Source organism: Streptomyces sp. NPDC058674 (genome assembly GCF_042716505.1).
In the GTDB taxonomy this organism is placed as follows: domain Bacteria; phylum Actinomycetota; class Actinomycetes; order Streptomycetales; family Streptomycetaceae; genus Streptomyces.
On the sequence record NZ_JBHXSC010000054.1, the window covers coordinates 1 to 23,358 of the forward strand.

A 23,358-nucleotide genomic window follows, 5' to 3' on the forward strand; every position below is an offset into this window, starting at 1 on the left:
TGTTTGCGCGCTTGCTGGTCTTCCTGGTGTTATGGTTTAAAATTCCCCTTCCCCCCAACGCCACCCCCCGGCCCCCGGGGTTGGGGGGCCCCGCTTCTCGTCGTACCGGCCCCGCGGTCCGGCAGGCGGTCGGTCCGAGCGGGTGCCGGGGGCGCTGCGGTACCCTGACGCCATGCGTGCCGTACGCCTTCTGCTTACCGAGCCGCGCTGATCAGTACCGACCCCTTCGAGACGGTCGGCATCGGCGCGGCGTCCCCTCCTGTGCGAGGGGTTTTTTCGTTTGGGCAGGCAGAGACGGCAGAGACGATCGATGGAGCTTCAGAATCATGAGCGAGACGAACACCCCGGCCCCCGAGGCGGCCGAGGCGCACCGCTACACGGCTGCCATGGCCGCCGACATCGAGGCACGCTGGCAGGACGTCTGGGACGAGCAGGGCACCTACGAGGCCCCGAACCCGACCGGTGACCTGGCGGGGGACCCCGCGGTCGTCGCCAAGCCCAAGAAGTTCATCATGGACATGTTCCCGTACCCGTCCGGCGCGGGGCTGCACGTGGGCCACCCGCTCGGGTACATCGCCACCGATGTCTTCGCCCGCCACCAGCGGATGACCGGGCACAACGTCCTGCACACCCTGGGCTTCGACGCCTTCGGCCTGCCGGCCGAGCAGTACGCCGTCCAGACCGGCACGCACCCGAGGGTGTCGACCGAGGCGAACATCGAGAACATGAAGGTCCAGCTGCGCCGACTGGGGCTGGGCCACGACAAGCGCCGTTCCTTCGCGACGATCGACCCGGACTACTACAAGTGGACGCAGTGGATCTTCCTGCAGATCTACAACTCCTGGTACGACGCGGGGGCCGCCAAGGCCCGGCCGATCGCCGAGCTGGTCGCCGCCTTCGAGGACGGCTCCCGTGAAGTCCCGGGCGGCCGCGACTGGGCGGCTCTGAGCGCGGGCGAGCGGGCCGATGTGCTGAACAACTTCCGGCTGGCGTACTCCTCGGACGCGCCGGTGAACTGGTGCCCGGGGCTGGGCACCGTACTGGCCAACGAGGAGGTCACCGCGGACGGCCGGTCCGAGCGCGGCAACTTCCCGGTGTTCAAGGCCAAGCTGAGCCAGTGGAACATGCGCATCACCGCATACGCCGACCGGCTGCTGGACGACCTGGACGCGCTGGACTGGCCCGAGGCCATCAAGCTGCAGCAGCGGAACTGGATCGGCCGCAGCGAGGGTGCGCGCGTCGACTTCCCGGTCGACGGCGCCGGCGCGATCACCGTCTTCACCACCCGCCAGGACACGCTGTTCGGCGCCACCTACATGGTGCTCGCGCCCGAGCACGAGCTGGTCTCCGCCATCGTCCCGGCCGCCTGGCCCGAAGGCACCCACCCCGTGTGGACCGGCGGCCACGCCACCCCGGCCGAGGCCGTGAACGCCTACCGCAAGCAGGCCGCGTCGAAGTCGGACGTCGAGCGGCAGGCGGACGCCAAGGAGAAGACCGGCGTCTTCACCGGCGCGTACGCGACGAACCCGGTCAGCGGCGCGCAGGTCCCCGTCTTCATCGCCGACTACGTGCTGATGGGCTACGGCACCGGCGCGATCATGGCCGTCCCGGCGCACGACAGCCGCGACTTCGCCTTCGCGCGCGCCTTCGAGCTGCCGATGCGCTGCGTCGTGCAGCCCTCGGACGGGCGCGGCACCGACCCCGCGGAGTGGGACGACGCGTTCAGTTCGTACGACGCGAAGCTGGTCGACTCGACGGGCGACGGCATCGCGCTCGACGGTCTGGGCGTGGTCGAGGCCAAGGCGCTGATCACCGAGTGGCTGGCCGAGCGCGGCATCGGCGAGGGCACCGTCAACTTCCGCCTGCGCGACTGGCTGTTCAGCCGCCAGCGGTACTGGGGCGAGCCCTTCCCGATCGTCTACGACGAGGACGGCGTCGCCCACCCGCTGCCCGAGTCGATGCTGCCGCTGGAGCTGCCGGAGGTCGAGGACTACTCGCCGCGCACCTTCGAGCCGGACGACGCGCTGTCGCTGCCGGAGACCCCGCTGTCGCGCAAGGCGGACTGGGTCGAGGTCGAGCTGGACCTGGGCCGCGGCGAGGGCGTCAAGCGCTACCGGCGCGAGACGAACACCATGCCGAACTGGGCCGGCTCCTGCTGGTACGAGCTGCGCTACCTGGACCCGCACAACGCGTCGGCGCTGGTGGACCCGGAGATCGAGCAGTACTGGATGGGGCCGCGCGAGGGGCAGCCGCACGGCGGCGTCGACCTGTACGTGGGCGGCGCCGAGCACGCGGTGCTGCACCTGCTGTACGCGCGGTTCTGGTCGAAGGTGCTCTTCGACCTGGGCCACGTCTCCTCGGTGGAGCCGTTCCACAAGCTGTACAACCAGGGCATGATCCAGGCGTTCGTCTACCGCGACGAGCGCGGCTTCCCGGTCTCGGCCACCGACGTCGAGGAGCGGGACGGCAGGTTCTACTTCGAGGGCGAGCCGGTCAAGCGCGAGCTGGGCAAGATGGGCAAGTCCCTGAAGAACGCCGTCACCCCGGACGAGATCTGCGAGGAGTACGGCGCGGACACCCTGCGCCTGTACGAGATGGCGATGGGCCCCCTCGACGTCTCGCGTCCGTGGGACACCCGAGCCGTCGTCGGCCAGTACCGGCTGCTGCAGCGGCTGTGGCGCAACATCGTCGACGAGGAGACGGGCGCGGTGACGGTCGTCGACGCCGAGCCCGCCGAGGACACCCTGCGCGCGCTGCACAAGGCGATCGACGGGGCCGGCGCGGACCTCGCCGCCCTGCGCTTCAACACCGCCATCGCGAAGATCACCGAGCTGAACAACGCGCTGACGAAGGCGGGCCGCCCGCTGGAGCGCCCGGTCGCGGAGCAGCTGGTGCTGCTGATCGCCCCGCTGGCGCCGCACATCGCGGAGGAGCTGTGGCACCGGCTGGGCCACACCGACTCGGTGGTCCACCAGGACTTCCCGGTCGCGGACCCGGCGTACGTGGTGGACGAGACCGTGACGTGTGTCGTGCAGGTCAAGGGCAAGGTCAAGGCCCGGCTGGAGGTGCCGCCGACGATCTCCGAGGCCGATCTGGAGAAGCTGGCGGTCACCGATGCCGGCGTCGTCGCGGCGCTGGGTGGAGCGGAGGTCCGCAAGGTGATCGTGCGCGCGCCGAAGCTGGTGAACATCGTCATCTGAAACGGACTGACCGGGACTGACTGTGATCTGACCGGGCCGCGCCACGGTCTAGGGGTATTCCCGTACGGGCAGGTTGGGGGTTCGATGGGAACCCCTGGCCTGCCCGTGGCGTTTACGGTGGAGGAGACCGAATGGGCCGGGGAGAGGAACCTCATGGACGCCGCGTTGATCATCTTCGCGCTGGTGGTGCTTTTCGCCTTCCTGGGCCTGGGCGTCTACGTGACCGCCAAGGTGGTGGGGGCCGCGAAGCGCGGTGTGGACCGGACGATCACACAGGCCCGGCGGACGGTCGAGGACACGACGCTGCGGGCGAAGAGCCTGGGGCAGGTCGGGGTGAGCGGCGCGCTGGCGCAGCTGCGGCTCGACCTGCGGACGTCGATGCGCTCCACGCAGCAGGCGCTGTACCAGGGGGTCCAGGCGGACGCCTCGTTGAAGGAGTCGATCAGCCTCTTCGAGCGGCTGAGCGCGCACGGGCACGAGTTGGACGACGAGCTCAAGCGGCTGGAGCAGGAGCCGGACCGCAAGCGGATCGCCGACGGCCTGCCCGACCTGCGGGAGCGCGCGGCGCGGATCACGCAGGCCGCGGACTCGCTGCGGTGGGCGGTGCGTGACCGGGCCCGCCGCTTCGCCGCCGACGACCTGACGTTGCTGTCGGCGGAGATCGAGATGGAGTCGGGCGCCCTGCGGGACTGGTCGCGCGAATCCGTGGACGAGCTGGCCGCGGCGGCCGCGGCGTGGGACGCCGCGCAGGCCAAGGGGCCGGCGGCGCAGAGCCCCGGCCCGACCGCCCGGGGCGCGGGGCCGACCGCTGGCGGGCGGGGCTCCGAGGCGGGGCGCGCGGCCCTGGACCCGGCCGCTCCGGCGACGCCCCACCCGTGGCAGAAGACGCGTCGGCCGGAGAGCACGACCTGAGCCCGCGGCGGGAGGGCGGACTGCCGTCGGGACCCCAGCCGGGGCCTGAGCGAGGAGCCGAGCCGGGGCCCGGGCTGCCGCGCAGCGCCCACGGGCGGTAACCTCCGGCTCATGTCCCGCCATGTCGCCATCGTCACCGATTCCACGGCCTACCTGCCCCCCTCGGCCATGGCGCGGCACGGAATCACCTCCGTCCCGCTTACCGTGGTGCTCGGCGACGAGGCACTGGAGGAGGGCACCGAGATCTCAGCGCGCAGCCTCGCGCTGGCGCTCCAGAAGCGGCGGTCGGTCACCACCTCGCGCCCCGGGCCGGAGGAGTTCGTCCGGGCCTACCGCGCGGCCGCGGAGGCCGGTGCGACCGGCATCGTCAGCCTGCACCTGTCCGCGGAGTTCTCCGGGACCTACGACTCCGCCGTGGTCGCCGCCCGCACCGCCCCCGTGCCGGTCCGGGTCGTCGACACCGGCATGGTCGCGATGGCGCTCGGCTTCTGCGCCCTCGCCGCCGCCGAGGCGGCCGAGGCGGGCGGGTCCCTGGACGAGGCCGTGGCCGCAGCGGAGAAGCGGGCGGCGGACATGTCGGCGTACTTCTACGTCGACACCCTCGACTACCTGCGCCGCGGCGGCCGGATCGGGGCCGCGCAGGCCCTGCTCGGCTCGGCGCTCTCGGTGAAGCCGCTGCTGACGCTGGACGGCGGGCGGATCGAGATGCTGGAGAAGGTGCGTACGGCCTCCAAGGCCATCGCCCGCCTGGAGGAGCTGGCCGTCGAACGGGCCGGATCGGCCGACGTCGACGTGGCGGTGCACCACCTGGCTGCCCCCGAGCGGGCCGAGAGGCTCGCGCAGCGGCTGCGCGAGCGCATCCCGGGCCTGGTCGAGCTGCACGTCAGCGAGGTCGGCGCGGTGATCGGGGCACACACCGGGCCGGGGTTGTTGGCGGCCGTCGTCTCACCCCGCTGATCACCGGAACGAGTGGCAAGGTTATCCACAAGAGGGCTTTCTTCCACCGGAATTGAAGCGTCCGAACGGTCGTGGGGGCGGGCCCCTACGGTCGTGTCATGACTCTCCGAACGCGACCGCGAACCCGTACGCAGACCCCTCTTCCCTCCGCTGCCACCAGCGGGCCGGGCCGTCCCCGCCGCTCCGACGGCCGGATGCGGCACCGTGGTGGCCTCGGCCGCCGTGCGGCCCGCCCGGGCCCCGACCCGGGGGCGGTGCGGCGCCGGGCCGAAGCGCTGCTCGGCAGCAGCAGCCCGCCCGGGGCGGGCCCGCAGGCGCCGCCCGGGGCGGAGCCGGCGCCGCCCGTGCGAAGGCCCGGCGCGCTCACGCGGGCCCGCCCGCGGCCCGGTGCGGAGCCGGCGCCGCCGCCGCAGGACGGCGCGGGGGCCGACCGTGCGGCGGGGCTCGGGCCGGGGGCCGGCGCGCTCACGCGGCCCCGTGCGGAGCCGGCGCCGCTGCCGCGCGAGGATGCGGGGGCCGACCGTGCGCCGGGGCTCGGGCCGGGGGCGGCGTCGCAGCCCGACGGGGAGGTCGGGCGGCCCGTCGCGGGCGCCCTGAGGTCGGCGGTGCGGGAGCGGCTGCCGGTGTGGCTCCAGGTCCGCTGTGCGGTGGAGCCGCGCACGGTGGGCGCCGTCGCCGTGGTGCTCGCCGTGGCTGTCGGCTTCGCCGTGCAGCAGTACCGGTCGGCCGGTCCGCAGCCGGTGACGGCCCCCGCGGTGATCGCGCCCGCTTCCGCGCCGGTCCCGGCGGCGGCTCACGCGGTGGGTGCGGCCGCCGAGGCCGGGACCGGCCGGTCCCTGACCCCCCTGTCCTCCGCTGCCCTGTCCTCCCCCGGACCCGGCGCCACCGGGCCGGGGGGTGCCCGGATCGTCGTCGATGTCGGCGGCAAGGTACGGGAGCCGGGTGTGCGGAGGCTGCCCGCCGGGTCGCGGGTGGAGGACGCGCTGGCCGCCGCCGGGGGAGTGCGGCCGGGGGCGGACACCACCGGGCTCAACCGCGCCCGGGTGCTGGTGGACGGCGAGCAGGTACTGGTGGGCGTTCCCGTACCGCCCCAGGCGCAGCCGCCGCCGGGCGGGGCCGGGCCAGGCCCCGGCCCGCTCAGCCTCGGGTCCGCCACCGTGGAGCAGTTGGACGGGCTGCCGGGGGTCGGCCCGGTACTGGCGCGGCACATCGTGGACTTCCGCACCGCCCGGGGCGGCTTCCGCTCCGTGGAGGAGCTCCGCCAGGTCAACGGCATCGGCGAGCGCCGCTTCGCCGACCTGCGCCCGCTGGTGCGGCCGTGAACCGCCCAGAGGGACCGGGGCCGGTGGACCTGCGGCTCGCCGTCCCGGCCCTGGCGGCCTGGGGGGCGGCCGCCCTCGCCCTGGACGTCCCCGGCGCCTGGACCGCCGTCGGGGCGGGCCTGGGGGTCGCCGGCGCCGGGCTGCTGCTCCTGGCCGGGTGCCGGCTACCGGGAGCGCGGTGGCGGCTCGCCGCCGCGGCCGCGGCCGCCCTGCTGTGCGCGGCCGCGGGGGCGGGTGTGGCGGGGCTTCAGCGGGCCGAGGCGCGGGCCGGCCCGGTCGTGGGGCTCGCGCACGGGCACACCCGCGTCCTCGCCGAGATCACCGTCGGCTCCGACCCCCGGGTCCCCCGCACCGGGAACGGGCCGCCCCTGGTGGCACTGGACGCGGTCGTGACCCGGGTGACCGGGCCCGACGGAGCGCGCCACCGGGTCCGGACACCGGTGCGGGTGCTGGCGGGACACCGGGGCTGGGCCGGGCTGCTGCCCTCGACCCGGATCGAGGTGGTCGGCCGGCTGTCCCCGGCCCGGAGCGGGGAACGGGCCGTGGCGCTGCTGCGCCCGGCCGGGAACGCCCCGCCCCGGGTGACCGGCGGCCCCGACGCCGTCCAGCGGATCGCGGGCCGGCTGCGCGCCGGGCTGCGCCGGGCCACCGAGGGGCTCGCCCCGGACGCCAGGGCCCTGCTGCCCGGCCTGGTCGTCGGGGACACCTCCAGGGTGCCGCCCGATCTGCACGAGGCGTTCCGCGCCACCGACCTGCTGCACCTGCTGGCCGTCTCCGGGTCCAACCTGACCGTGGTGCTGTTCCTGCTCATCGGGCCGCCGTCCCGCGCGCAACGCGCCGAGCGCCGTGGGCTCGCGCCCGTCCTCGGGCTGTCGCTGCGGGCGACCGCCCTGGGCGGGGCGGCGCTGACCCTGGCGTTCGTGGTGGTGTGCCGGCCGGAGCCGAGCGTGCTGCGGGCCGCGGCCTGCGGCGCGGTCACGCTGACCGCCCTCGCCACCGGGCGGCGCCGGTCCCTGATCCCGGCCCTGGCCGCCGCCGTGCTGCTGCTCGTGCTCTACGACCCGTGGCTGGCCCGCAGCTACGGCTTCCTGCTCTCCGTCCTGGCCACCGGCGCTCTGCTGACCCTCGCCCCGCGGTGGAGCGGGGCGCTGCGGAACCGCGGGGTGGGGCCCCGGCTCGCCGAGGCGCTCGGGGCCGCCGCGGCCGCCCAGGCGGTGTGCGCCCCCGTGGTCGCCGTCCTCGCGGCCCGGGTCAGCCTCGTGGCGGTGCCGTGCAACCTGCTGGCCGAGCTCGCCGCGGGCCCGGCGACCGTCCTCGGCTTCGCGGCGCTCGCCGCGGCCCCGGTGTGGATGCCCGCCGCGGAGCTGCTGGCCCGATGTGCGGGAGTGCCGGCCGGGTGGATCGCCGCCGTGGCCCGGGGCGGGGCGGCGCTGCCGGGCGCGGAGCTGCCCTGGCCCGGCGGACTCACCGGCGGCGTGCTGCTGGCCGCCGCCACCCTGGCCGCTGTCGGCCTCGGCGCACGGCTCGGCCGTCGGCGATGGTTCTGCCCCGTCCTGGCCGCGCTGCTGCTCTTCGCGGTACTGCGGCCGCCGCAGGCGACCCGTACGCTCACGGGCTGGCCGCCGCCCGGCTGGAGCCACGTCCAGTGCGCCGTGGGCCAGGGGGACGCAGCCGTACTGGCCCTGGCGCCGGGCGAGGCCGTGGTCGTGGACACCGGCCCGGAGCCCGGCCCGGTGGACGCGTGCCTGCGCGCGCTGGGCGTCCACAGGGTGCCGCTGCTCCTGCTGACGCACTTCCACGCCGACCACGTGGGCGGACTGGCGGGAGTCCTGCGGGGCCGGTCCGTGGGTGTGATTCAGACCACCACCCTGGAAGAGCCGCCGGGACAGGCGCACTCCGTCCGCCGGGCCGCGGCGGGCGCGGGGGTGCCCGTCGTACCGGTGTCGGCCGGGGAGCGGCGCCGGGCCGGGCCGCTGGAGTGGCAGGTGCTGTGGCCGCCGGCGGGGCCGCCGCCCGAGGGGCCCAACGACGCGAGCGTGGCCCTGCTGGTGCGCGGAGCGGGTCTGACCATCCTCCTGCTGGGAGACCTCGAACCCCCGGCGCAGCAGGCCCTCTTGAGGGCGCATCCGGACCTGGGCCCGGTGGACGTCCTCAAGGTCGCCCACCACGGCTCGGCGCACCAGGCCCCCGAGCTGCTCGCCAGGGTCCGGCCGCGGTTCGCGATCGTGCCGGTCGGCGCGGACAACCGCTACGGGCACCCCGCACCGGGTACGCTCACGCAGCTACGGGCGTCGGGGGCGACCGTGCTGCGCACCGACACCGACGGTTCGATCGCCGTCACCGGAGCGGGTCCGCACCTGCGGGCATTCCCGGCCAACCGGCGTCGGAACCGGCGCGGGCATACCGGGCGCGACCGTTCTGTTTGCCCACAACCCGACAGCATGATCGAATGCGTCTTCGCCATAGCGGTACAAGTCCACACAGCACGGGGGTGCATCAGCCATGTTCGGTCGCCGACGTGGGATCGAGACGGTCGGAAGTTCCAGTCCGCACACTTCCGCGACACTGACGCTGCCGCCGACGGCACGTCTGCTCAGCTGTCGGGTTCTCGACACGGTCCACCAGCCCGTCCGGCTGGCCGCGTTCGAGGTGACCGACCCGATCGGCCGACACGTCGTCAGCGGGGAAACCGACCCGTACGGCGGGTTCACGGCGGCGGTGCCGGAGGGGGAGTACCGGCTCTCGGTCACCGCCGAGGGGTACGCGCCGTTCCACGGGGCGACGCTCGTGGGGGACCCGGCGCAGCCCGGCACGGCGGAGATCGTCCTCGACGCGGTGGAGCCGCCGCTGCTGCCCCAGCCCGGCCACTGGGAGCTCGACCCCACGCACTCCTCGATCGGCTTCTCGGCCCGCCACATCGGCTTCGCCCGGATTCGCGGCCGGTTCACCACCTTCGCCGGCGGGGTGCGGATCGCCGAGCGCATGGAGGACTCCTCCATGCACGTGATCATCGACACGGGGAGCATCGACACGGGCATGCGCAGGCGCGACGACCACCTGAGGTCCGCGGACTTCCTGGACGCGGCCCGCTTCCCCACGGTGGAGTTCTACAGCGAGCGCTTCATCCACCGCAGCGGCAGCCGCTGGGCCGTCGCCGGGGCCCTGACCATGCACGGCGTCAGCCGCTCCGTCACCCTGGACACCCAGTACCTGGGGTTGGGCACGGGCCTGGAGGGGGAGCCGAGGGCCGCCTGCCGGGCCACCGCCGAGCTGCACCGCGAGGACTTCACGCTGAACTGGCAGTCGATGCTGGCGCACGGGATCGCGGCGATCGGCTCGAACGTGGACGTGACGCTGGACGTCCAGATCGTCCACAAGGCCTGACGAGCCGGCGCCCCTTCCGCGACTGCCCCGCGCCCCTCCCGCTCGGCCTCCCGTTCCCCGGACCGCCGGGGGCGGGGAGCGGAAGGGGTCAGGGGGCCTCCCGCCAGGTCAAGGGGCTTCCAGCCAGCCTTCGTACTCGGCGGCGAGGGCGTCCAGCACCGCGGGGTCGAGGCGTTCGCGCGGGTCCTCGACCACCACCAGCCACTGGGCGTCCTCGGCGTCGTCCTCGCCGGCCAGGGCGTCGCGGACCAGCTGCGGCTCCTCGGGCAGGCCGAAACGGTCGGCGGCCTCCTGAGCCACCTCCTCGGCGGTGTCGCGGTCGGGCAGGACGAGTACATGTCGCACGTTCACGCGACCATTCTCGGGCACGCGGCGCCGGGGACTGTCGGTGCGGCGTGGGATGCTGGAGCCGATGGCCACCAGGAAGAATTCCACCGACGACCTCCTCGCCCCGCTCACCCTCGCGGTGGGGCAGGAGGACCTGCTGCTCGACCGCGCCGTACGGGAGGTCGTGGTGGCCGCCCGCGCCGCGGACGCCGACACGGACGTGCGCGACCTCGCGCCGGAACAGCTCCAGCCCGGCACGCTGGCCGAGCTGACGAGCCCCTCGCTCTTCTCCGAGCGCAAGGTGCTGATCGTGCGCAACGCGCAGGACCTGTCCGCGGACACGGTCAAGGAGGTCAAGGCGTACCTCGCCTCGCCCTTCGAGGAGATCACCGTCGTCCTGCTCCACGCCGGCGGGGTCAAGGGCAAGGGCCTGCTCGACGCGGCGCGCAAGGCCGGGGCCCGCGAGGTCGCCTGCCCGAAGATGACCAAGGCCGCGGACCGGCTGTCCTTCGTCCGGGGCGAGTTCCGCACGCTCGGCCGGTCCGCCACGCCCGAGGCCTGCCAGACCCTGGTGGACGCGATCGGCAGCGATCTGCGGGAGCTGGCGAGCGCCGCCGCGCAGTTGTGCGCGGACGTCGAGGGCACCATCGACGAGGCCGTGGTCGGCCGGTACTACACGGGCCGGGCCGAGGCCTCCAGCTTCACGGTGGCCGACCGGGCCGTCGAGGGGCGCGCGGCGGAGGCCCTCGAAGCCCTGCGCTGGTCCCTGTCCACCGGCGTGGCCCCCGTGCTGATCACCAGCGCGCTGGCCCAGGCGGTCCGGGCCATCGGCAAGCTGGCCTCGGCTCCGCGCGGGGCCCGTCCCGGGGACCTCGCCCGGGACCTCGGGATGCCGCCCTGGAAGATCGACCGGGTCCGCCAGCAGATGCGGGGCTGGTCGGCCGACGGGGTCTCCGACGCCCTGCGCGCCGTGGCCGCGGCCGACGCGGGTGTCAAGGGCGGCGGCGACGACCCGGAGTACGCCCTGGAGAAGGCCGTGGTCGCGGTGGCCCGCGCTGCCCGCCCGCAGCGATCCGCCCGCTGAGCGGAGCCCGCCCGGGTAGGACGAAGGCCCCGGTCGCCGCCCTGGGGAGGGCGGAGGCCGGGGCCTTCGTCGTACTGCCGAGTTCTGCCGAGCACCGCTGTGCGCTGCTCGTGTGCGCCGCACCCGCGTGGCGAACGCAGGCCGCGTGCGGCGCGGGGTGCCGGTCCGGAGCGGGAGAGAGGGCCCGCTGGGTCCTTACCGGCGATTCACATCGAGGGCTCAGCCCTGCAGGGAGGCAACCTTGGTGGCCAGCGCCGACTTCTTGTTGGCGGCGGCGTTCTTGTGGATGACACCCTTCGAGACAGCCTTGTCGAGCGCACGGGCGGCGTCACGGGAAGCCGCGGTGGCCTTCTCGGCGTCACCGGCGACGACGGCCTCGCGGGCCTTGCGGATCGCGGTCTTGAGCGAGGACTTGACGGCCTTGTTGCGCAGGCGCGCCTTCTCGTTCGTCTTGTTCCGCTTGATCTGGGACTTGATGTTCGCCACGAAAGAGCCTTTTCAGGTTCAGAGTTTTGTTCTTCGGATTGCGCCCCTCCCGCAGACTCCGTCCCGGGGGGACCCCGATGGAGAAGGCAGACGAGACACAGCTGCTCAGGCTACCAGGCACGCTCCGGGCGGCCCAAACCGAGCGCACTGCCCCGTCCATGGGACCATGGGAGTCTGCGTACAGATCCGTGTCACCCCGCCGCGAGCGGCGGGAGCCGGACTGCCGCTGAGACCGACGCTCCGCAAACGCTTCCGACTGCGACCCGAGAATCAGGACACTGCGTGCCCGCGATCCCCAGCCACGTGCCCGAGCCGAGCCGTACCGACCCGGCGCTGATCCGCAACTTCTGCATCATCGCGCACATCGACCACGGCAAGTCGACCCTCGCCGACCGGATGCTCCAGCTCACCGGTGTGGTGGACCAGCGGCAGATGCGCGCCCAGTACCTCGACCGCATGGACATCGAGCGTGAGCGCGGCATCACGATCAAGTCCCAGGCGGTCCGTCTGCCCTGGGCGCCCACGGAGGGCGGGGACAAGGGCACCACCCACGTCCTCAACATGATCGACACCCCCGGGCACGTCGACTTCACCTACGAGGTCTCGCGCTCCCTCGCCGCGTGCGAGGGCACCGTCCTCCTCGTGGACGCCGCCCAGGGCATCGAGGCGCAGACCCTCGCCAACCTGTACCTGGCGATGGAGAAGGACCTCGCGATCGTCCCGGTCCTGAACAAGATCGACCTGCCGGCGGCCCAGCCGGAGAAGTTCGCCGAGGAGCTCGCGAACCTCGTCGGCTGCCAGCCGGAGGACGTGCTGCGCGTCTCCGCCAAGACCGGTCTGGGCGTGGACGCGCTGCTGGACAAGATCGTGGCCACCGTCCCGGCCCCGGTCGGCGTCAAGGACGCCCCCGCCCGCGCGATGATCTTCGACTCGGTCTACGACTCGTACCGCGGCGTCGTGACGTACGTGCGTGTGGTCGACGGCCAGCTGAACAAGCGCGAGCGCATCCGGATGATGTCCACGGGCGCCACGCACGAGCTGCTGGAGATCGGTGTCTCCTCCCCGGAGATGACCCCCTCCGACGGCATCGGCGTCGGCGAGGTGGGCTACATCATCACCGGCGTGAAGGACGTCCGCCAGTCCAAGGTCGGTGACACCATCACCAGCCTGCACAACGGCGCGACCGAGGCCCTCGGCGGCTACAAGGACCCGCGCCCCATGGTCTTCTCGGGCCTGTACCCGCTCGACGGCTCGGAGTACCCGGACCTGCGCGAGGCCCTGGACAAGCTCCAGCTCAACGACGCGGCGCTCGTCTACGAGCCGGAGACCTCGGCGGCGCTGGGCTTCGGCTTCCGCGTCGGCTTCCTCGGCCTGCTCCACCTGGACGTGGTGCGCGAGCGCCTGGAGCGCGAGTTCGGCCTCGACCTGATCGCCACCGCGCCCAACGTGGTCTACCGCGTCGTCCTGGAGGACGGCAAGGAGGTCACCGTCACCAACCCGAGCGAGTTCCCCGAGGGCAAGATCTCGGACGTGTTCGAGCCGGTCGTACGGGCCACCCTGCTCGCGCCCTCCGAGTTCATCGGCGCGATCATGGAACTCTGCCAGCAGCGCCGCGGCACCCTCCTCGGGATGGACTACCTCTCCGAGGACCGGGTCGAGATCCGCTACACCCTCCCGCTCGCGGAGATCGTCTTCGACTTCTTCGACCAGCTGAAGTCCAAGACGCGCGGTTACGCCTCCCTGGACTACGAGCCCACCGGCGAGCAGGCCTCCGGCCTGGTCAAGGTCGACATCCTGCTGCACGGCGACAAGGTGGACGCCTTCTCCGCCGTCACGCACAAGGACGCGGCCTACGCCTACGGGGTGCGCCTGGTCGCCAAGCTGCGCGAGCTCATCCCGCGCCAGGCCTTCGAGATCCCGATCCAGGCCGCGATCGGCTCCCGCGTCATCGCCCGCGAGACGATCCGCGCCATCCGCAAGGACGTCCTCGCCAAGTGCTACGGCGGTGACATCTCCCGCAAGCGGAAGCTGCTGGAGAAGCAGAAGGAGGGCAAGAAGCGGATGAAGATGGTCGGCTCGGTCGAGGTCCCGCAGGAGGCCTTCATCGCCGTCCTGTCCAGCGACGAGTCCAGCGGCAAGAAGAAGTAGCGACCGGTACGGAACGGAGCCCCCACGCGCAGGCGTGGGGGCTCCTTTCGTTATGAACCGGCCGCTTGCGAGCCCTTACGCACCGGCCGGACGGCCTCTAGTCTGATCACTGCTCGATGGTTACCCGCCAGTCACTAACCGGCGCGCCTCAAACCCCGCCAGTCCCAAGCGCCCCCCAAGCGCCCCACCCCCACGCACTGCCGCGTGGACCGGTCCGGAGGATGTCGTGAGCGACACACAGACCTTGATCGAGAACCGTCCGCCCACCGTGGCGGCCCTCTTCCTTGAGCGCGTCGCCGCCACGCCCCACGCGGAGGCATACCGGTTCCCCGTGCCCGCGGCCGGCGCCGGCCCCGACGCCCCCGACGACTGGAAGTCGCTCAGCTGGGGCCAGGCGGCCGAGCGAGTCTTCTCCATCGCCGCCGGCCTGATCACCCTCGGCCTGCGGGCGGAGGACCGCGTCGCGCTCGCCTCCAACACCCGGGTCGAGTGGATCCTCGCCGACCTCGGCGTGATGTGCGCCGGCGCCGCGACCACCACGGTCTACCCGAGCACCAACGCGGAGGAGTCGGCGTACATCCTCGCGGACTCCGCGAGCCGGGTGCTGATCGCCGAGGACGCCAAGCAGCTGGCCAAGGCCCGCGCGCACCGCGCCGACCTGCCCGAACTGGCGCACGTCGTGGTCGTGGAGACCGCCGACGCCGTGGCGGTCGAGGGGGACCCGGAAGACTGGGTGATCTCCCTCGCCGAGCTGGAGAGGCGCGGTGCGGAGCACCTCGCCAAGAACCCCGAGGCGGTCAGGGAGCGCATCGCGGCGATCACCGCCGACCAGCTCGCCACCCTCATCTACACCTCCGGGACCACGGGCCGCCCCAAGGGCGTACGGCTGCCGCACGACAACTGGTCGTACATGGCCAAGGCGACGGTGGCGACCGGCCTGATCACCAAGGACGACGTCCAGTACCTGTGGCTGCCGCTCGCCCACGTCTTCGGCAAGGTGCTCACCTCCGGGCAGATCGAGGTCGGGCACGTCACCGCCGTCGACGGCCGCATCGACAAGATCATCGAGAACCTGCCGATCGTGCAGCCGACCTACATGGCGGCCGTCCCGCGCATCTTCGAGAAGGTCTACAACGGGGTCGCCGCCAAGGCCCGCGCCGGCGGCGGGGCCAAGTACAAGATCTTCCGGTGGGCGGTGGACGTGGCCCGCGAATACGCCAAGGTCACGCAGGACAACTTCCGGCGCACCGGCAACGCCACGGCTCCCTTCGGCCTCACCACCAAGCACAAGATCGCCGACGCGCTCGTCTACTCCAAGCTCCGCGAGGCCTTCGGGGGCAAGCTGCGCGCCGCCGTCTCCGGCTCCGCCGCCCTGGCACCCGACATCGGCTACTTCTTCGCCGGCGCGGGCATCCACATCCTGGAGGGCTACGGCCTCACGGAGTCCAGCGCCGCCTCCTTCGTCAACCCGGGCGAGGCCTACCGCACCGGCACGGTCGGCAAGCCGCTCCCCGGCACCGAGGTCCGGATCGCCGACGACGGCGAGATCCTGCTCCGCGGCCCCGGCATCATGGAGGGCTACCACGGGCTGCCGGACAAGACCGCCGAGGTCCTGGAGGCGGACGGCTGGCTGCACACCGGGGACATCGGCGAGCTGTCGGCCGACGGCTACCTGCGGATCACCGACCGCAAGAAGGACCTGATCAAGACCTCGGGCGGCAAGTACGTCGCCCCCGCCGAGGTCGAGGGGCAGTTCAAGGCGATCTGCCCGTACGTGTCGAGCATCGTGGTGCACGGCGCGGACCGGAACTTCTGCTCGGCGCTGATCGCGCTGGACGGCCCGGCGATCCTGGGCTGGGCCGCCGAGAACGGGCTGGAGGGCAAGACGTACGCCGAGGTCGTGGCCGCTCCGGAGACCACGCGGCTGATCGAGACGTACGTCCAGACCCTCAACGAGGGCCTGCAGCGCTGGCAGACGGTCAAGAAGTTCCGGCTGCTGCCCCGGGACCTGGACGTGGAGCACGGCGACCTCACGCCGAGCCTGAAGCTGAAGCGGCCGGTGGTCGAGCGTGAGTTCAAGCACCTGATCGAGGAGATGTACGAGGGCTCCCGCGAGGTGTAGCGCCCGCCGCGGGCTGTGCGGGGCGGGGCGGTGGCCCGCCCCGCGGACCCGGCCTTTCCCGGCGGCCCCGGGCGTCGCCCGCGAGCCGTCGGCCGTGGCTCCGTCCCGGACCCCGCGCCCCGAACGCCGGCGGGGCCCGACGTGACGCAGCCGGGACCGGACGCACGCGGGGCCGGGCGGTGCGGCGGGTGCGGGACAATGGGGGCATGCCTTCCGCACTGCCCGACGGTGAACCCATGCCCGAAGACGGCTCGCTGCCGTCGCACGCCCTGGCGGGCGCCGGCGAGCGGCCGCTCGGCTTCTACCTGCACGTGCCGTACTGCGCCACGCGCTGCGGATACTGCGACTTCAACACCTACACGGCCACCGAGCTGCGGGGTACCGGCGGCGTGCTCGCCTCCCGGGAGAACTACGCCGACACCCTGATCGACGAGGTCCGCCTCGCCCGCAAGGTCCTCGGCGACGACCCCCGCGCGGTGCGGACCGTGTTCGTGGGCGGCGGCACCCCCACCCTGCTCCCCGCCGCGGACCTCGTCCGGATGCTCGCCGCCGTCCGGGACGAGTTCGGCCTGGCCGAGGACGCCGAGATCACCACCGAGGCCAACCCGGAGTCGGTGAACCCGCAGTACCTCGCGGAGCTGCGCGCAGGCGGCTTCAACCGGGTCTCCTTCGGCATGCAGAGCGCCAGGCAGCACGTCCTGAAGGTGCTCGACCGCACGCACACGCCCGGGCGCCCCGAGGCCTGCGTCGCGGAGGCGCGTGCGGCCGGCTTCGAGCACGTCAACCTCGACCTGATCTACGGGACCCCCGGCGAGAGCGACGACGACTGGCGCGCGTCCCTGTCGGCGGCCATCGGAGCCGGCCCCGATCACGTCAGCGCCTACGCGCTGATCGTGGAGGAGGGGACGCAGCTCGCCCGGCGGATCCGCCGCGGTGAGGTCCCGATGACGGACGACGACGTCCACGCCGACCGGTACCTGATCGCCGACGAGGTCATGGCCCAGGCCGGCTACCACTGGTACGAGGTGTCGAACTGGGCCACCACCGAGGCCGGGCGCTGCCTGCACAACGAGCTGTACTGGCGCGGGGCCGACTGGTGGGGAGCGGGGCCCGGAGCGCACTCGCACGTCGGCGGGGTCCGCTGGTGGAACGTGAAGCACCCCGGCGCCTACGCCGCCGCCCTGGCCGGGGGCCGGTCCCCGGGCGCCGGGCGCGAACTGCTCTCGGCGGAGGACCGGCGCGTGGAGCGCATCCTGCTGGAGCTGCGGCTGCTGGAGGGCTGCCCGCTGTCGCTGCTGGCCCCGGCGGGCCTGGCGGCGTCCCGCCGCGCCCTGGCCGACGGCCTGCTGGAGCCCGTTCCGTACGAGGCCGGGAGCGCGGTCCTCACCCTGCGCGGGCGGCTCCTGGCCGACGCCGTGGTGCGGGACCTGGTCGACTGACCGCGCCCCGCGGCGCGGGACCCGGTCGGCCGACCGGGCCCCCGCGGCGCGGTTCCGGCGTGGACGACAGGGCCTAGGGGGCCGTCACGAAGTCGATCAGTTCCTCGACGCGGCCCAGCAGCGTCGGCTCGAGGTCCTTGTACGAGGTCACCCGCGACAGGATGTGCTGCCAGGCGGCGCCGGTGTTCTCCGGCCAGCCCAGCGCCCGGCAGACACCCGTCTTCCAGTCCTGCCCGCGCGGCACCACCGGCCAGGCGCCGATGCCCAGCGCGGACGGCTTCACCGCCTGCCAGACGTCCACGTACGGGTGGCCCGCGATCAGGACGTGCGGGGAGGTCACCGAGGCCGCGATGCGGGACTCCTTCGACCCCGGCACCAAGTGGTCCACCAGGATGCCCAGCCGCGCGTCCGGGGCCGGACCGAACTGCGCCACGACGGCCGGGAGGTCGTCGATGCCCTCCAGGTACTCCACCACCACGCCCTCGATCCGCAGGTCGTCGCCCCAGACCCGCTCCACCAGCTCGGCGTCGTGCCGGCCCTCGACGTAGATCCGGCCCGCCCGCGCCACCCGGGCGCGCGCCCCCGGCACGGCGATCGACCCGGACGCCGTACGGGAGGGGGCCGCCGGGCCCCGGGCCGGGCGGACCAGCGTGACCACCGCGCCGTCGAGCAGGAAGGCGGCGGGCTCCATGGGGAACACCCGGCGCTTGCCGAAGCGGTCCTCCAGGGTGACCGTGCCCGCCTCGCAGCCCACCACCGCACCGCAGAAGTCCGTACCGGCCACCTCGACCACCAGGTCGGGCTCGGCCGCCACCTCCGGCACGGCCCGGGGGCGCTTCCACTGCGGGGTCAGGTCGGGGGAGTACTCGCGCATCCGGCCGACACTAGGAGAGCCGCGGCGCTCACGCCCCCGACACGCCGAAACGCACGGCCAGTGCGGCGCGTTGCACGCGGACGAACGCCGCGTCGACCACCGCTCCGTGACCCGGCACGTACAGGGCGTCGTCACCGCCGAGGGCGAGCACCCGGTCCAGTGCCTCGGGCCAGCGCGACGGCACGGCGTCCCGGCCCGCCTGCGGCTCGCCGGACTCCTCGACCAGGTCCCCGCAGAAGGCCACCTCCCGCTCGCCCGGCACGAAGACCGCCAGGTCGTGCCCCGTGTGCCCCGGTCCCACATTGGCCAGCAGCACCCGCACCCCGCCCAGCTCCAGCGTCCACTCGCCGGACACCGGGTGCCGGGGGAGCACCAGCACCTCCACGGCCTGCGCCGCCTCCGCCTCCGCGAGACCGTGCCCCACGGCGGACTGCCGCAGCTGCTCGCGCCCGGTGTTGTCCAGTACGGAGTCCAGCCCGACCGCCGCGTACACCTCGGCCCCGGAGAAGGCGGCCGCACCCAGCACGTGATCGAAATGACCGTGCGTGAATGCGATATGGGTCACGCGCCGGCCCGTCAGGCGCTCCGCCTCCGCGCGGACCCGGGCGCCCTCCCGCAGGGACGAGCCCGGGTCGACGAGGAGCACCGCGTCGTCGCCCACCACCAGCCCCACCGTGCAGTCCCACACCGGAAGGCGGCGCCGTCCGGTCCGTCCGGTCAGCCGTTCCCAGCCCGCCTCTTCCCAACGCACGTCCATGCGGCGACGCTACCTTGGCGGGCCGCCCTTGCCAGGGTCTGACCACCCGGCCGTACACTGAGCGGGGGATCTCTGGCACTCGAACTCCCAGAGTGCCAAACGACCGCGGCAACGGACCACAGCTGGAGGTGTGCGCGATGCTCAGTGAACGCAGACTCGAAGTCCTGCGCGCCATCGTCCAGGACTACGTCGGGACGGAGGAGCCGGTCGGCTCCAAGGCGCTGACCGAGCGGCACCGGCTCGGCGTCTCGCCCGCCACCGTGCGCAACGACATGGCCGTGCTGGAGGAGGAGGGCTACATCGCCCAGCCCCACACCAGCGCCGGCCGCATCCCCACGGACAAGGGCTACCGGCTCTTCGTCGACCGGCTGGCGGGGGTCAAACCGCTGTCGACCCCCGAGCGCCGGGCCATCCAGAACTTCCTCGACGGCGCCGTGGACCTCGACGACGTGGTCGGCCGCACGGTGCGGCTGCTCGCGCAGCTCACCCGGCAGGTCGCCGTCGTCCAGTACCCCTCGCTGACGCGCTCCACCGTGCGCCACGTCGAGCTGCTGTCGCTGGCCCCGGCCCGGCTGATGCTCGTACTGATCACGGACACCGGGCGCGTCGAGCAGCGGCTCATCGACTGCCAGGCCCCTTTCGCGGACACCTCGCTCGCGGACCTGCGGGCCCGGCTCAACAGCCGCGTCGTCGGGCGCCGCTTCACCGATGTGCCCCCGCTCGTCCAGGACCTGCCCGAATCCTTCGAGGCGGAGGACCGCGGCACGGTTTCCACCGTGCTCGCGACGCTCCTCGAAACCCTGGTCGAGGAGGCCGAAGAGCGGCTGATGATCGGCGGAACCGCCAATCTCACCCGCTTCGGACACGATTTTCCCCTGACGATCAGGCCGGTGCTCGAGGCGCTGGAGGAGCAGGTCGTGCTCCTCAAGCTGCTGGGCGAGGCCAGTGAGTCGGGAATGGCCGTACGGATCGGGCATGAGAATGCCTACGAGGGACTGAACTCCACGTCCGTCGTCTCGGTCGGTTACGGTTCGGGCGGCGAATCCGTCGCCAAACTCGGCGTGGTCGGACCGACCCGCATGGATTACCCCGGAACGATGGGAGCGGTACGCGCAGTGGCACGTTACGTCGGACAGATCCTGGCGGAGTCGTAAGTGGCCACGGACTACTACGCCGTTCTCGGCGTGCGCCGCGACGCCTCCCAGGACGAGATCAAGAAGGCATTCCGGCGGCTTGCGCGCGAGCTGCACCCGGATGTGAACCCCGATCCCAAGACGCAAGAGCGTTTCAAGGAGATCAACGCGGCGTACGAGGTGCTCTCGGACCCGCAGAAGAAGCAGGTCTACGACCTCGGCGGCGATCCGCTGTCCTCCTCGGGCGGCGGCGGCGCGGGCGGTTTCGGGGCGGGTGGCTTCGGCAACTTCTCCGACATCATGGACGCCTTCTTCGGCCAGAGCCAGCAGCGCGGCCCGCGCTCACGGACCCGCCGGGGCCAGGACGCCATGATCCGCCTGGACCTGGAGCTGGACGAGGCGGCCTTCGGGACGACCAAGGACATCCAGGTCGACACGGCCGTCGTGTGCACCACCTGCTCCGGCGAGGGCGCCGCACCCGGCACCTCGGCGCAGACGTGTGACATGTGCCGCGGCCGCGGTGAGGTCTCGCAGGTCACCCGGTCCTTCCTGGGCCAGGTCATGACCTCGCGCCCCTGCCCGCAGTGCCAGGGCTTCGGCACCGTCGTCCCGACGCCCTGCCCCGAGTGCGCGGGCGACGGCCGGGTCCGCTCCCGTCGCAGCCTGACGGTCAAGATCCCGGCCGGCGTCGAGAACGGCACCCGCATCCAGCTCGCGGGCGAGGGCGAGGTCGGCCCCGGCGGCGGTCCCGCCGGCGATCTGTACGTGGAGATCCACGAGCTGCCGCACTCGACGTTCCAGCGCCGCGGGGACGATCTGCACTGCACGGTCACCATCCCGATGACGGCGGCCTCACTGGGCACCAAGTGCCCGCTGGAGACGCTGGACGGCCTGGAGGAGATCGACATCCGGCCCGGCACCCAGTCCGGCCAGGCGATCCCGCTGCACGGGCGCGGCGTCACGCACCTGCGCGGCGGCGGGCGCGGCGACCTGATCGTGCACGTCGAGGTCACCACCCCGAGCAAGCTCGACGCCCAGCAGGAGGAGCTGCTGCGCCAGCTGGCCAAGCTGCGCGGCGAGGAGCGGCCGACGGGACAGTTCGCGCCCGGGCAGCAGGGTCTCTTCAGCCGGCTGAAGGACGCCTTCAACGGCCGCTGACGCGCCCGCGACCTGCGTACGAGCCCGGCCGGGGACGACCCCGGCCGGGCTCGCCGCATCCTCCCGGGCCGGCCGGGAAGCGGACTATGCCAGGCGAATGCCGTGATTCGGTGCGATGAGCCGGACATGGCACGATGCAGTCCATGTCCACCGCACCGAACGGTCTCTCCCCGTATCCGATCGTGCAGGCTCCCATGGCGGGCGGCGCTTCGTGCCCGCCGCTCGCCGCGGCCGTGTGCGAGGCGGGCGGACTGGGCTTCCTGGCCGGCGGATACAAGACCGCCGACGGCATGTACCAGGAGATCAAGCAGGTGCGCGCGCTCACGCGGCGCCCCTTCGGCGTCAACCTCTTCCTGCCGCAGACCGGGCACGTGGACCCGGCCGCCGTCGAGGCCTACCGGGGACAGCTGGCCGGCGAGGCGAACTGGTACGGGGTCTCCCTCGCCGACGACGACATCATCGGCACCTGCGACGACGGCTACGACGCCAAGCTCGCCATCCTCCTCGAAGACCCGGTGCCGGTCGTCTCCTTCACCTTCGGCTGCCCGTCCGGCGCCGCGCTCACCGCCCTGCGCCAGGCCGGTACGTACACGGTGGTCACCGTGACCTCCGTGGACGAGGCCCGCAGTGCGCAGGAGGTGGGCGCCGACGCGCTCTGCGTCCAGGGCGTGGAGGCCGGCGGGCATCAGGGCACCCACTGGGACGACCCGCAGGCCGACGGCACCGCGTCCGTCGGGCTGCTCGCGCTGGTGGCCCAGGTACGGGAGTCCGTCGCCCTGCCGATCATCGCGGCGGGCGGCCTGATGCGCGGCTCGCAGATCGCGGCGCTGCTCACGGCCGGCGCGGTGGCGGCCCAGCTCGGGACGGCCTTCCTGGCGTGCCCGGAGTCGGGCGCGCACCCGCTGCACAAGAAGGCGCTCACGGACCCGCTGTTCGTCCGGACGGAGCTGACCCGGGCGTTCTCCGGGCGGCCCGCGCGGGGGCTGGTCAACCGGTTCATGCGCGAGCACGGACCGTACGCCCCGGCCGCGTACCCGCAGGTCCACCACCTGACCTCGGGGCTGCGCAAGGCGGCCGCCGCGGCCGGGGACCCGCAGGGCATGGCCCTGTGGGCGGGCCAGGGCCACCGGCTGGCGCGGAGGCTGCCGGCCGGGGAGCTGATGGAGGTGCTGGCGGCCGAACTGGCCGAGGCGCAGAGCACGTTGAAAGCCATGCAGATGAGGAGTGCGTCATGACCGCCCCGGTGTTCGTGGTCGAAGAGGTCCCCGCGGGGCCGGAGTTCGTCCTGGACGGCCCGGAGGGCCGGCACGCGGTGTCGGTCAAGCGGCTGAACCCGGGCGAGGCCGTCGTCCTCGCGGACGGCCGGGGGCGCTGGGCCGAGGCCGTGGTGAAGGCGGCCGAGGGCAAGGACCGGCTGGTCGTGACCGTGTCCGGCGTCTTCGAGGAAGCCGAGCCGGCCGTCCGGATCACCGTGGTCCAAGCCCTGCCCAAGGGCGACCGCGGCGAGGTGGCCGTCGAGACCATGACCGAGACGGGCGTGGACGCGATCGTGCCGTGGCAGGCCTCGCGCTGCATCACGCAGTGGCGCGGCGACCGGGGCGCCAAGTCGCTGGCCAAGTGGCGGGCCACGGCCCGCGAGTCGGGCAAGCAGTCGCGCCGGGTCCGCTTCCCGGAGGTGGCGGAGGCCCTGTCCACCAAGCAGGTGGCGGGGCTGCTGGCCGACGCCGACCTGGCGATGGTCCTCCACGAGGACCGCGACACCCCCTCCGAGGCCCTGGCCGCGGCGGCCCTCCCGGAGGCGGGCTCCGTCGTGCTGGTGGTCGGCCCGGAGGGCGGGGTGTCCCCGGAGGAGCTCGCGGCGTTCGCCGCGGCTGGCGCCCACCCGTACCGGCTGGGGCGCTCGGTCCTGCGCACCTCCACGGCGGGCACCGCGGCGACGGCGGTCCTGCTCGCGCGCACGGGGCGCTGGTCCTGACGCTCGGGTCGCGCGGGCGGGCGGCAGTCCGCGGGGGCCGCGGTCTGCGCGAGCCGTAGCTCGCGCGGCCATAGCTCGCG

17 protein-coding genes and 1 pseudogene are annotated in these 23,358 nt (G+C 73.5%); 14 read left to right on the forward strand and 4 right to left on the reverse strand.

Annotation, left to right across the window (positions count from 1 at the left end):
- Positions 1 to 326: 326 nt before the first annotated feature.
- The 6 genes and pseudogenes from leuS (at position 327) to ACFWU6_RS24490 (ending at position 9,775) form a co-directional block, all read left to right on the forward strand.
- A complete protein-coding gene (gene leuS / locus ACFWU6_RS24465; RefSeq protein WP_383983044.1) occupies positions 327 to 3,200 on the forward strand; it encodes a leucine--tRNA ligase in 2,874 nt (957 codons plus the stop codon).
- Positions 3,201 to 3,353: 153 nt separating this feature from the next.
- Positions 3,354 to 4,112, forward strand: coding sequence for a hypothetical protein (locus ACFWU6_RS24470; protein WP_383983046.1), 759 nt, complete (start codon positions 3,354 to 3,356; stop codon positions 4,110 to 4,112).
- A 111-nt stretch (positions 4,113 to 4,223) separates the two neighbouring features.
- On the forward strand, positions 4,224 to 5,069 hold the full coding sequence (locus tag ACFWU6_RS24475; RefSeq protein ID WP_383811122.1) for a DegV family protein: 846 nt from the start codon (positions 4,224 to 4,226) through the stop codon (positions 5,067 to 5,069).
- 98 nt (positions 5,070 to 5,167) lie between these two features.
- The gene (locus ACFWU6_RS24480) at positions 5,168 to 6,391 is read left to right on the forward strand and encodes a helix-hairpin-helix domain-containing protein (RefSeq protein ID WP_383983047.1); all 1,224 of its coding nucleotides are present in this window, start codon (positions 5,168 to 5,170) and stop codon (positions 6,389 to 6,391) included.
- A pseudogene (locus tag ACFWU6_RS24485) lies at positions 6,388 to 8,757 on the forward strand (ComEC/Rec2 family competence protein); the annotation flags it as partial. The gene ACFWU6_RS24480 and the pseudogene ACFWU6_RS24485, both read left to right, overlap by 4 nt.
- Positions 8,758 to 8,893: 136 nt before the next feature.
- Positions 8,894 to 9,775 (forward strand): YceI family protein, encoded by an 882-nt coding sequence (locus ACFWU6_RS24490; RefSeq protein WP_383803857.1) that lies wholly within the window; start codon positions 8,894 to 8,896, stop codon positions 9,773 to 9,775.
- Positions 9,776 to 9,883: 108 nt separating this feature from the next.
- Here ACFWU6_RS24490 and ACFWU6_RS24495 read toward each other — a convergent pair whose 3' ends face one another.
- On the reverse strand, positions 9,884 to 10,126 hold the full coding sequence (locus ACFWU6_RS24495) for a hypothetical protein (RefSeq protein WP_383803855.1): 243 nt from the start codon (positions 10,124 to 10,126) through the stop codon (positions 9,884 to 9,886).
- A 61-nt stretch (positions 10,127 to 10,187) separates the two neighbouring features.
- On the opposite strand from ACFWU6_RS24495, the gene holA reads away from it, so the two are divergent.
- Complete coding sequence (gene holA, locus ACFWU6_RS24500) at positions 10,188 to 11,186, forward strand: DNA polymerase III subunit delta (RefSeq protein ID WP_383803853.1); 999 nt, start codon at positions 10,188 to 10,190, stop codon at positions 11,184 to 11,186.
- Between the two features lie 219 nt (positions 11,187 to 11,405).
- On the opposite strand, the gene rpsT is transcribed toward holA, so the two are convergent.
- Complete coding sequence (gene rpsT / locus ACFWU6_RS24505; RefSeq protein WP_383803851.1) at positions 11,406 to 11,672, reverse strand: 30S ribosomal protein S20; 267 nt, start codon at positions 11,670 to 11,672, stop codon at positions 11,406 to 11,408.
- Positions 11,673 to 11,954: 282 nt separating this feature from the next.
- On the opposite strand from rpsT, the gene lepA reads away from it, so the two are divergent.
- The 3 genes from lepA to hemW all read left to right on the forward strand — a co-directional run bounded on the left by lepA (position 11,955) and on the right by hemW (position 17,381).
- On the forward strand, positions 11,955 to 13,820 hold the full coding sequence (lepA, locus tag ACFWU6_RS24510) for a translation elongation factor 4 (protein ID WP_383803849.1): 1,866 nt from the start codon (positions 11,955 to 11,957) through the stop codon (positions 13,818 to 13,820).
- A gap of 226 nt (positions 13,821 to 14,046) precedes the next feature.
- Positions 14,047 to 15,942, forward strand: coding sequence for an AMP-dependent synthetase/ligase (locus ACFWU6_RS24515; RefSeq protein WP_383803847.1), 1,896 nt, complete (start codon positions 14,047 to 14,049; stop codon positions 15,940 to 15,942).
- Positions 15,943 to 16,148: 206 nt separating this feature from the next.
- A complete protein-coding gene (hemW, locus tag ACFWU6_RS24520) occupies positions 16,149 to 17,381 on the forward strand; it encodes a radical SAM family heme chaperone HemW (RefSeq protein WP_383803845.1) in 1,233 nt (410 codons plus the stop codon).
- Between the two features lie 73 nt (positions 17,382 to 17,454).
- Here hemW and ACFWU6_RS24525 read toward each other — a convergent pair whose 3' ends face one another.
- Together ACFWU6_RS24525 and ACFWU6_RS24530 are read right to left on the reverse strand one after the other, a co-directional pair.
- A complete protein-coding gene (locus tag ACFWU6_RS24525; RefSeq protein ID WP_383983049.1) occupies positions 17,455 to 18,255 on the reverse strand; it encodes a DUF3097 domain-containing protein in 801 nt (266 codons plus the stop codon).
- A 28-nt stretch (positions 18,256 to 18,283) separates the two neighbouring features.
- Positions 18,284 to 19,012 (reverse strand): MBL fold metallo-hydrolase, encoded by a 729-nt coding sequence (locus ACFWU6_RS24530; protein WP_383983052.1) that lies wholly within the window; start codon positions 19,010 to 19,012, stop codon positions 18,284 to 18,286.
- Positions 19,013 to 19,149: 137 nt separating this feature from the next.
- On the opposite strand from ACFWU6_RS24530, the gene hrcA reads away from it, so the two are divergent.
- The 4 genes from hrcA (at position 19,150) to ACFWU6_RS24550 (ending at position 23,278) form a co-directional block, all read left to right on the forward strand.
- Complete coding sequence (gene hrcA / locus ACFWU6_RS24535) at positions 19,150 to 20,166, forward strand: heat-inducible transcriptional repressor HrcA (protein WP_383983053.1); 1,017 nt, start codon at positions 19,150 to 19,152, stop codon at positions 20,164 to 20,166.
- On the forward strand, positions 20,167 to 21,303 hold the full coding sequence (gene dnaJ, locus ACFWU6_RS24540; RefSeq protein ID WP_267718542.1) for a molecular chaperone DnaJ: 1,137 nt from the start codon (positions 20,167 to 20,169) through the stop codon (positions 21,301 to 21,303). It begins immediately after the preceding gene.
- A gap of 143 nt (positions 21,304 to 21,446) precedes the next feature.
- Positions 21,447 to 22,538 (forward strand): nitronate monooxygenase, encoded by a 1,092-nt coding sequence (locus tag ACFWU6_RS24545; protein WP_383983055.1) that lies wholly within the window; start codon positions 21,447 to 21,449, stop codon positions 22,536 to 22,538.
- Entirely contained in the window at positions 22,535 to 23,278 is a 744-nt protein-coding gene (locus tag ACFWU6_RS24550; protein WP_383803833.1) for a 16S rRNA (uracil(1498)-N(3))-methyltransferase, read from the forward strand. Before ACFWU6_RS24545 ends, ACFWU6_RS24550 begins: the two co-directional genes overlap by 4 nt.
- Positions 23,279 to 23,358 lie beyond the last annotated feature (80 nt).

Bases quoted from the DNA above. Each gene is read 5' to 3' on its own strand.
- leuS (WP_383983044.1), top strand. From the start codon at position 327: ATGAGCGAGACGAACACCCCGGCCCCCGAGGCGGCCGAGGCGCACCGC.
- ACFWU6_RS24470 (WP_383983046.1), top strand. From the start codon at position 3,354: ATGGACGCCGCGTTGATCATCTTCGCGCTGGTGGTGCTTTTCGCCTTC.
- ACFWU6_RS24475 (WP_383811122.1), top strand. From the start codon at position 4,224: ATGTCCCGCCATGTCGCCATCGTCACCGATTCCACGGCCTACCTGCCC.
- ACFWU6_RS24480 (WP_383983047.1), top strand. From the start codon at position 5,168: ATGACTCTCCGAACGCGACCGCGAACCCGTACGCAGACCCCTCTTCCC.
- ACFWU6_RS24490 (WP_383803857.1), top strand. From the start codon at position 8,894: ATGTTCGGTCGCCGACGTGGGATCGAGACGGTCGGAAGTTCCAGTCCG.
- holA (WP_383803853.1), top strand. From the start codon at position 10,188: ATGGCCACCAGGAAGAATTCCACCGACGACCTCCTCGCCCCGCTCACC.
- hemW (WP_383803845.1), top strand. From the start codon at position 16,149: ATGCCTTCCGCACTGCCCGACGGTGAACCCATGCCCGAAGACGGCTCG.
- ACFWU6_RS24525 (WP_383983049.1), bottom strand. From the start codon at position 18,255: ATGCGCGAGTACTCCCCCGACCTGACCCCGCAGTGGAAGCGCCCCCGG.
- ACFWU6_RS24530 (WP_383983052.1), bottom strand. From the start codon at position 19,012: ATGGACGTGCGTTGGGAAGAGGCGGGCTGGGAACGGCTGACCGGACGG.
- hrcA (WP_383983053.1), top strand. From the start codon at position 19,150: ATGCTCAGTGAACGCAGACTCGAAGTCCTGCGCGCCATCGTCCAGGAC.
- ACFWU6_RS24545 (WP_383983055.1), top strand. From the start codon at position 21,447: ATGTCCACCGCACCGAACGGTCTCTCCCCGTATCCGATCGTGCAGGCT.
- ACFWU6_RS24550 (WP_383803833.1), top strand. From the start codon at position 22,535: ATGACCGCCCCGGTGTTCGTGGTCGAAGAGGTCCCCGCGGGGCCGGAG.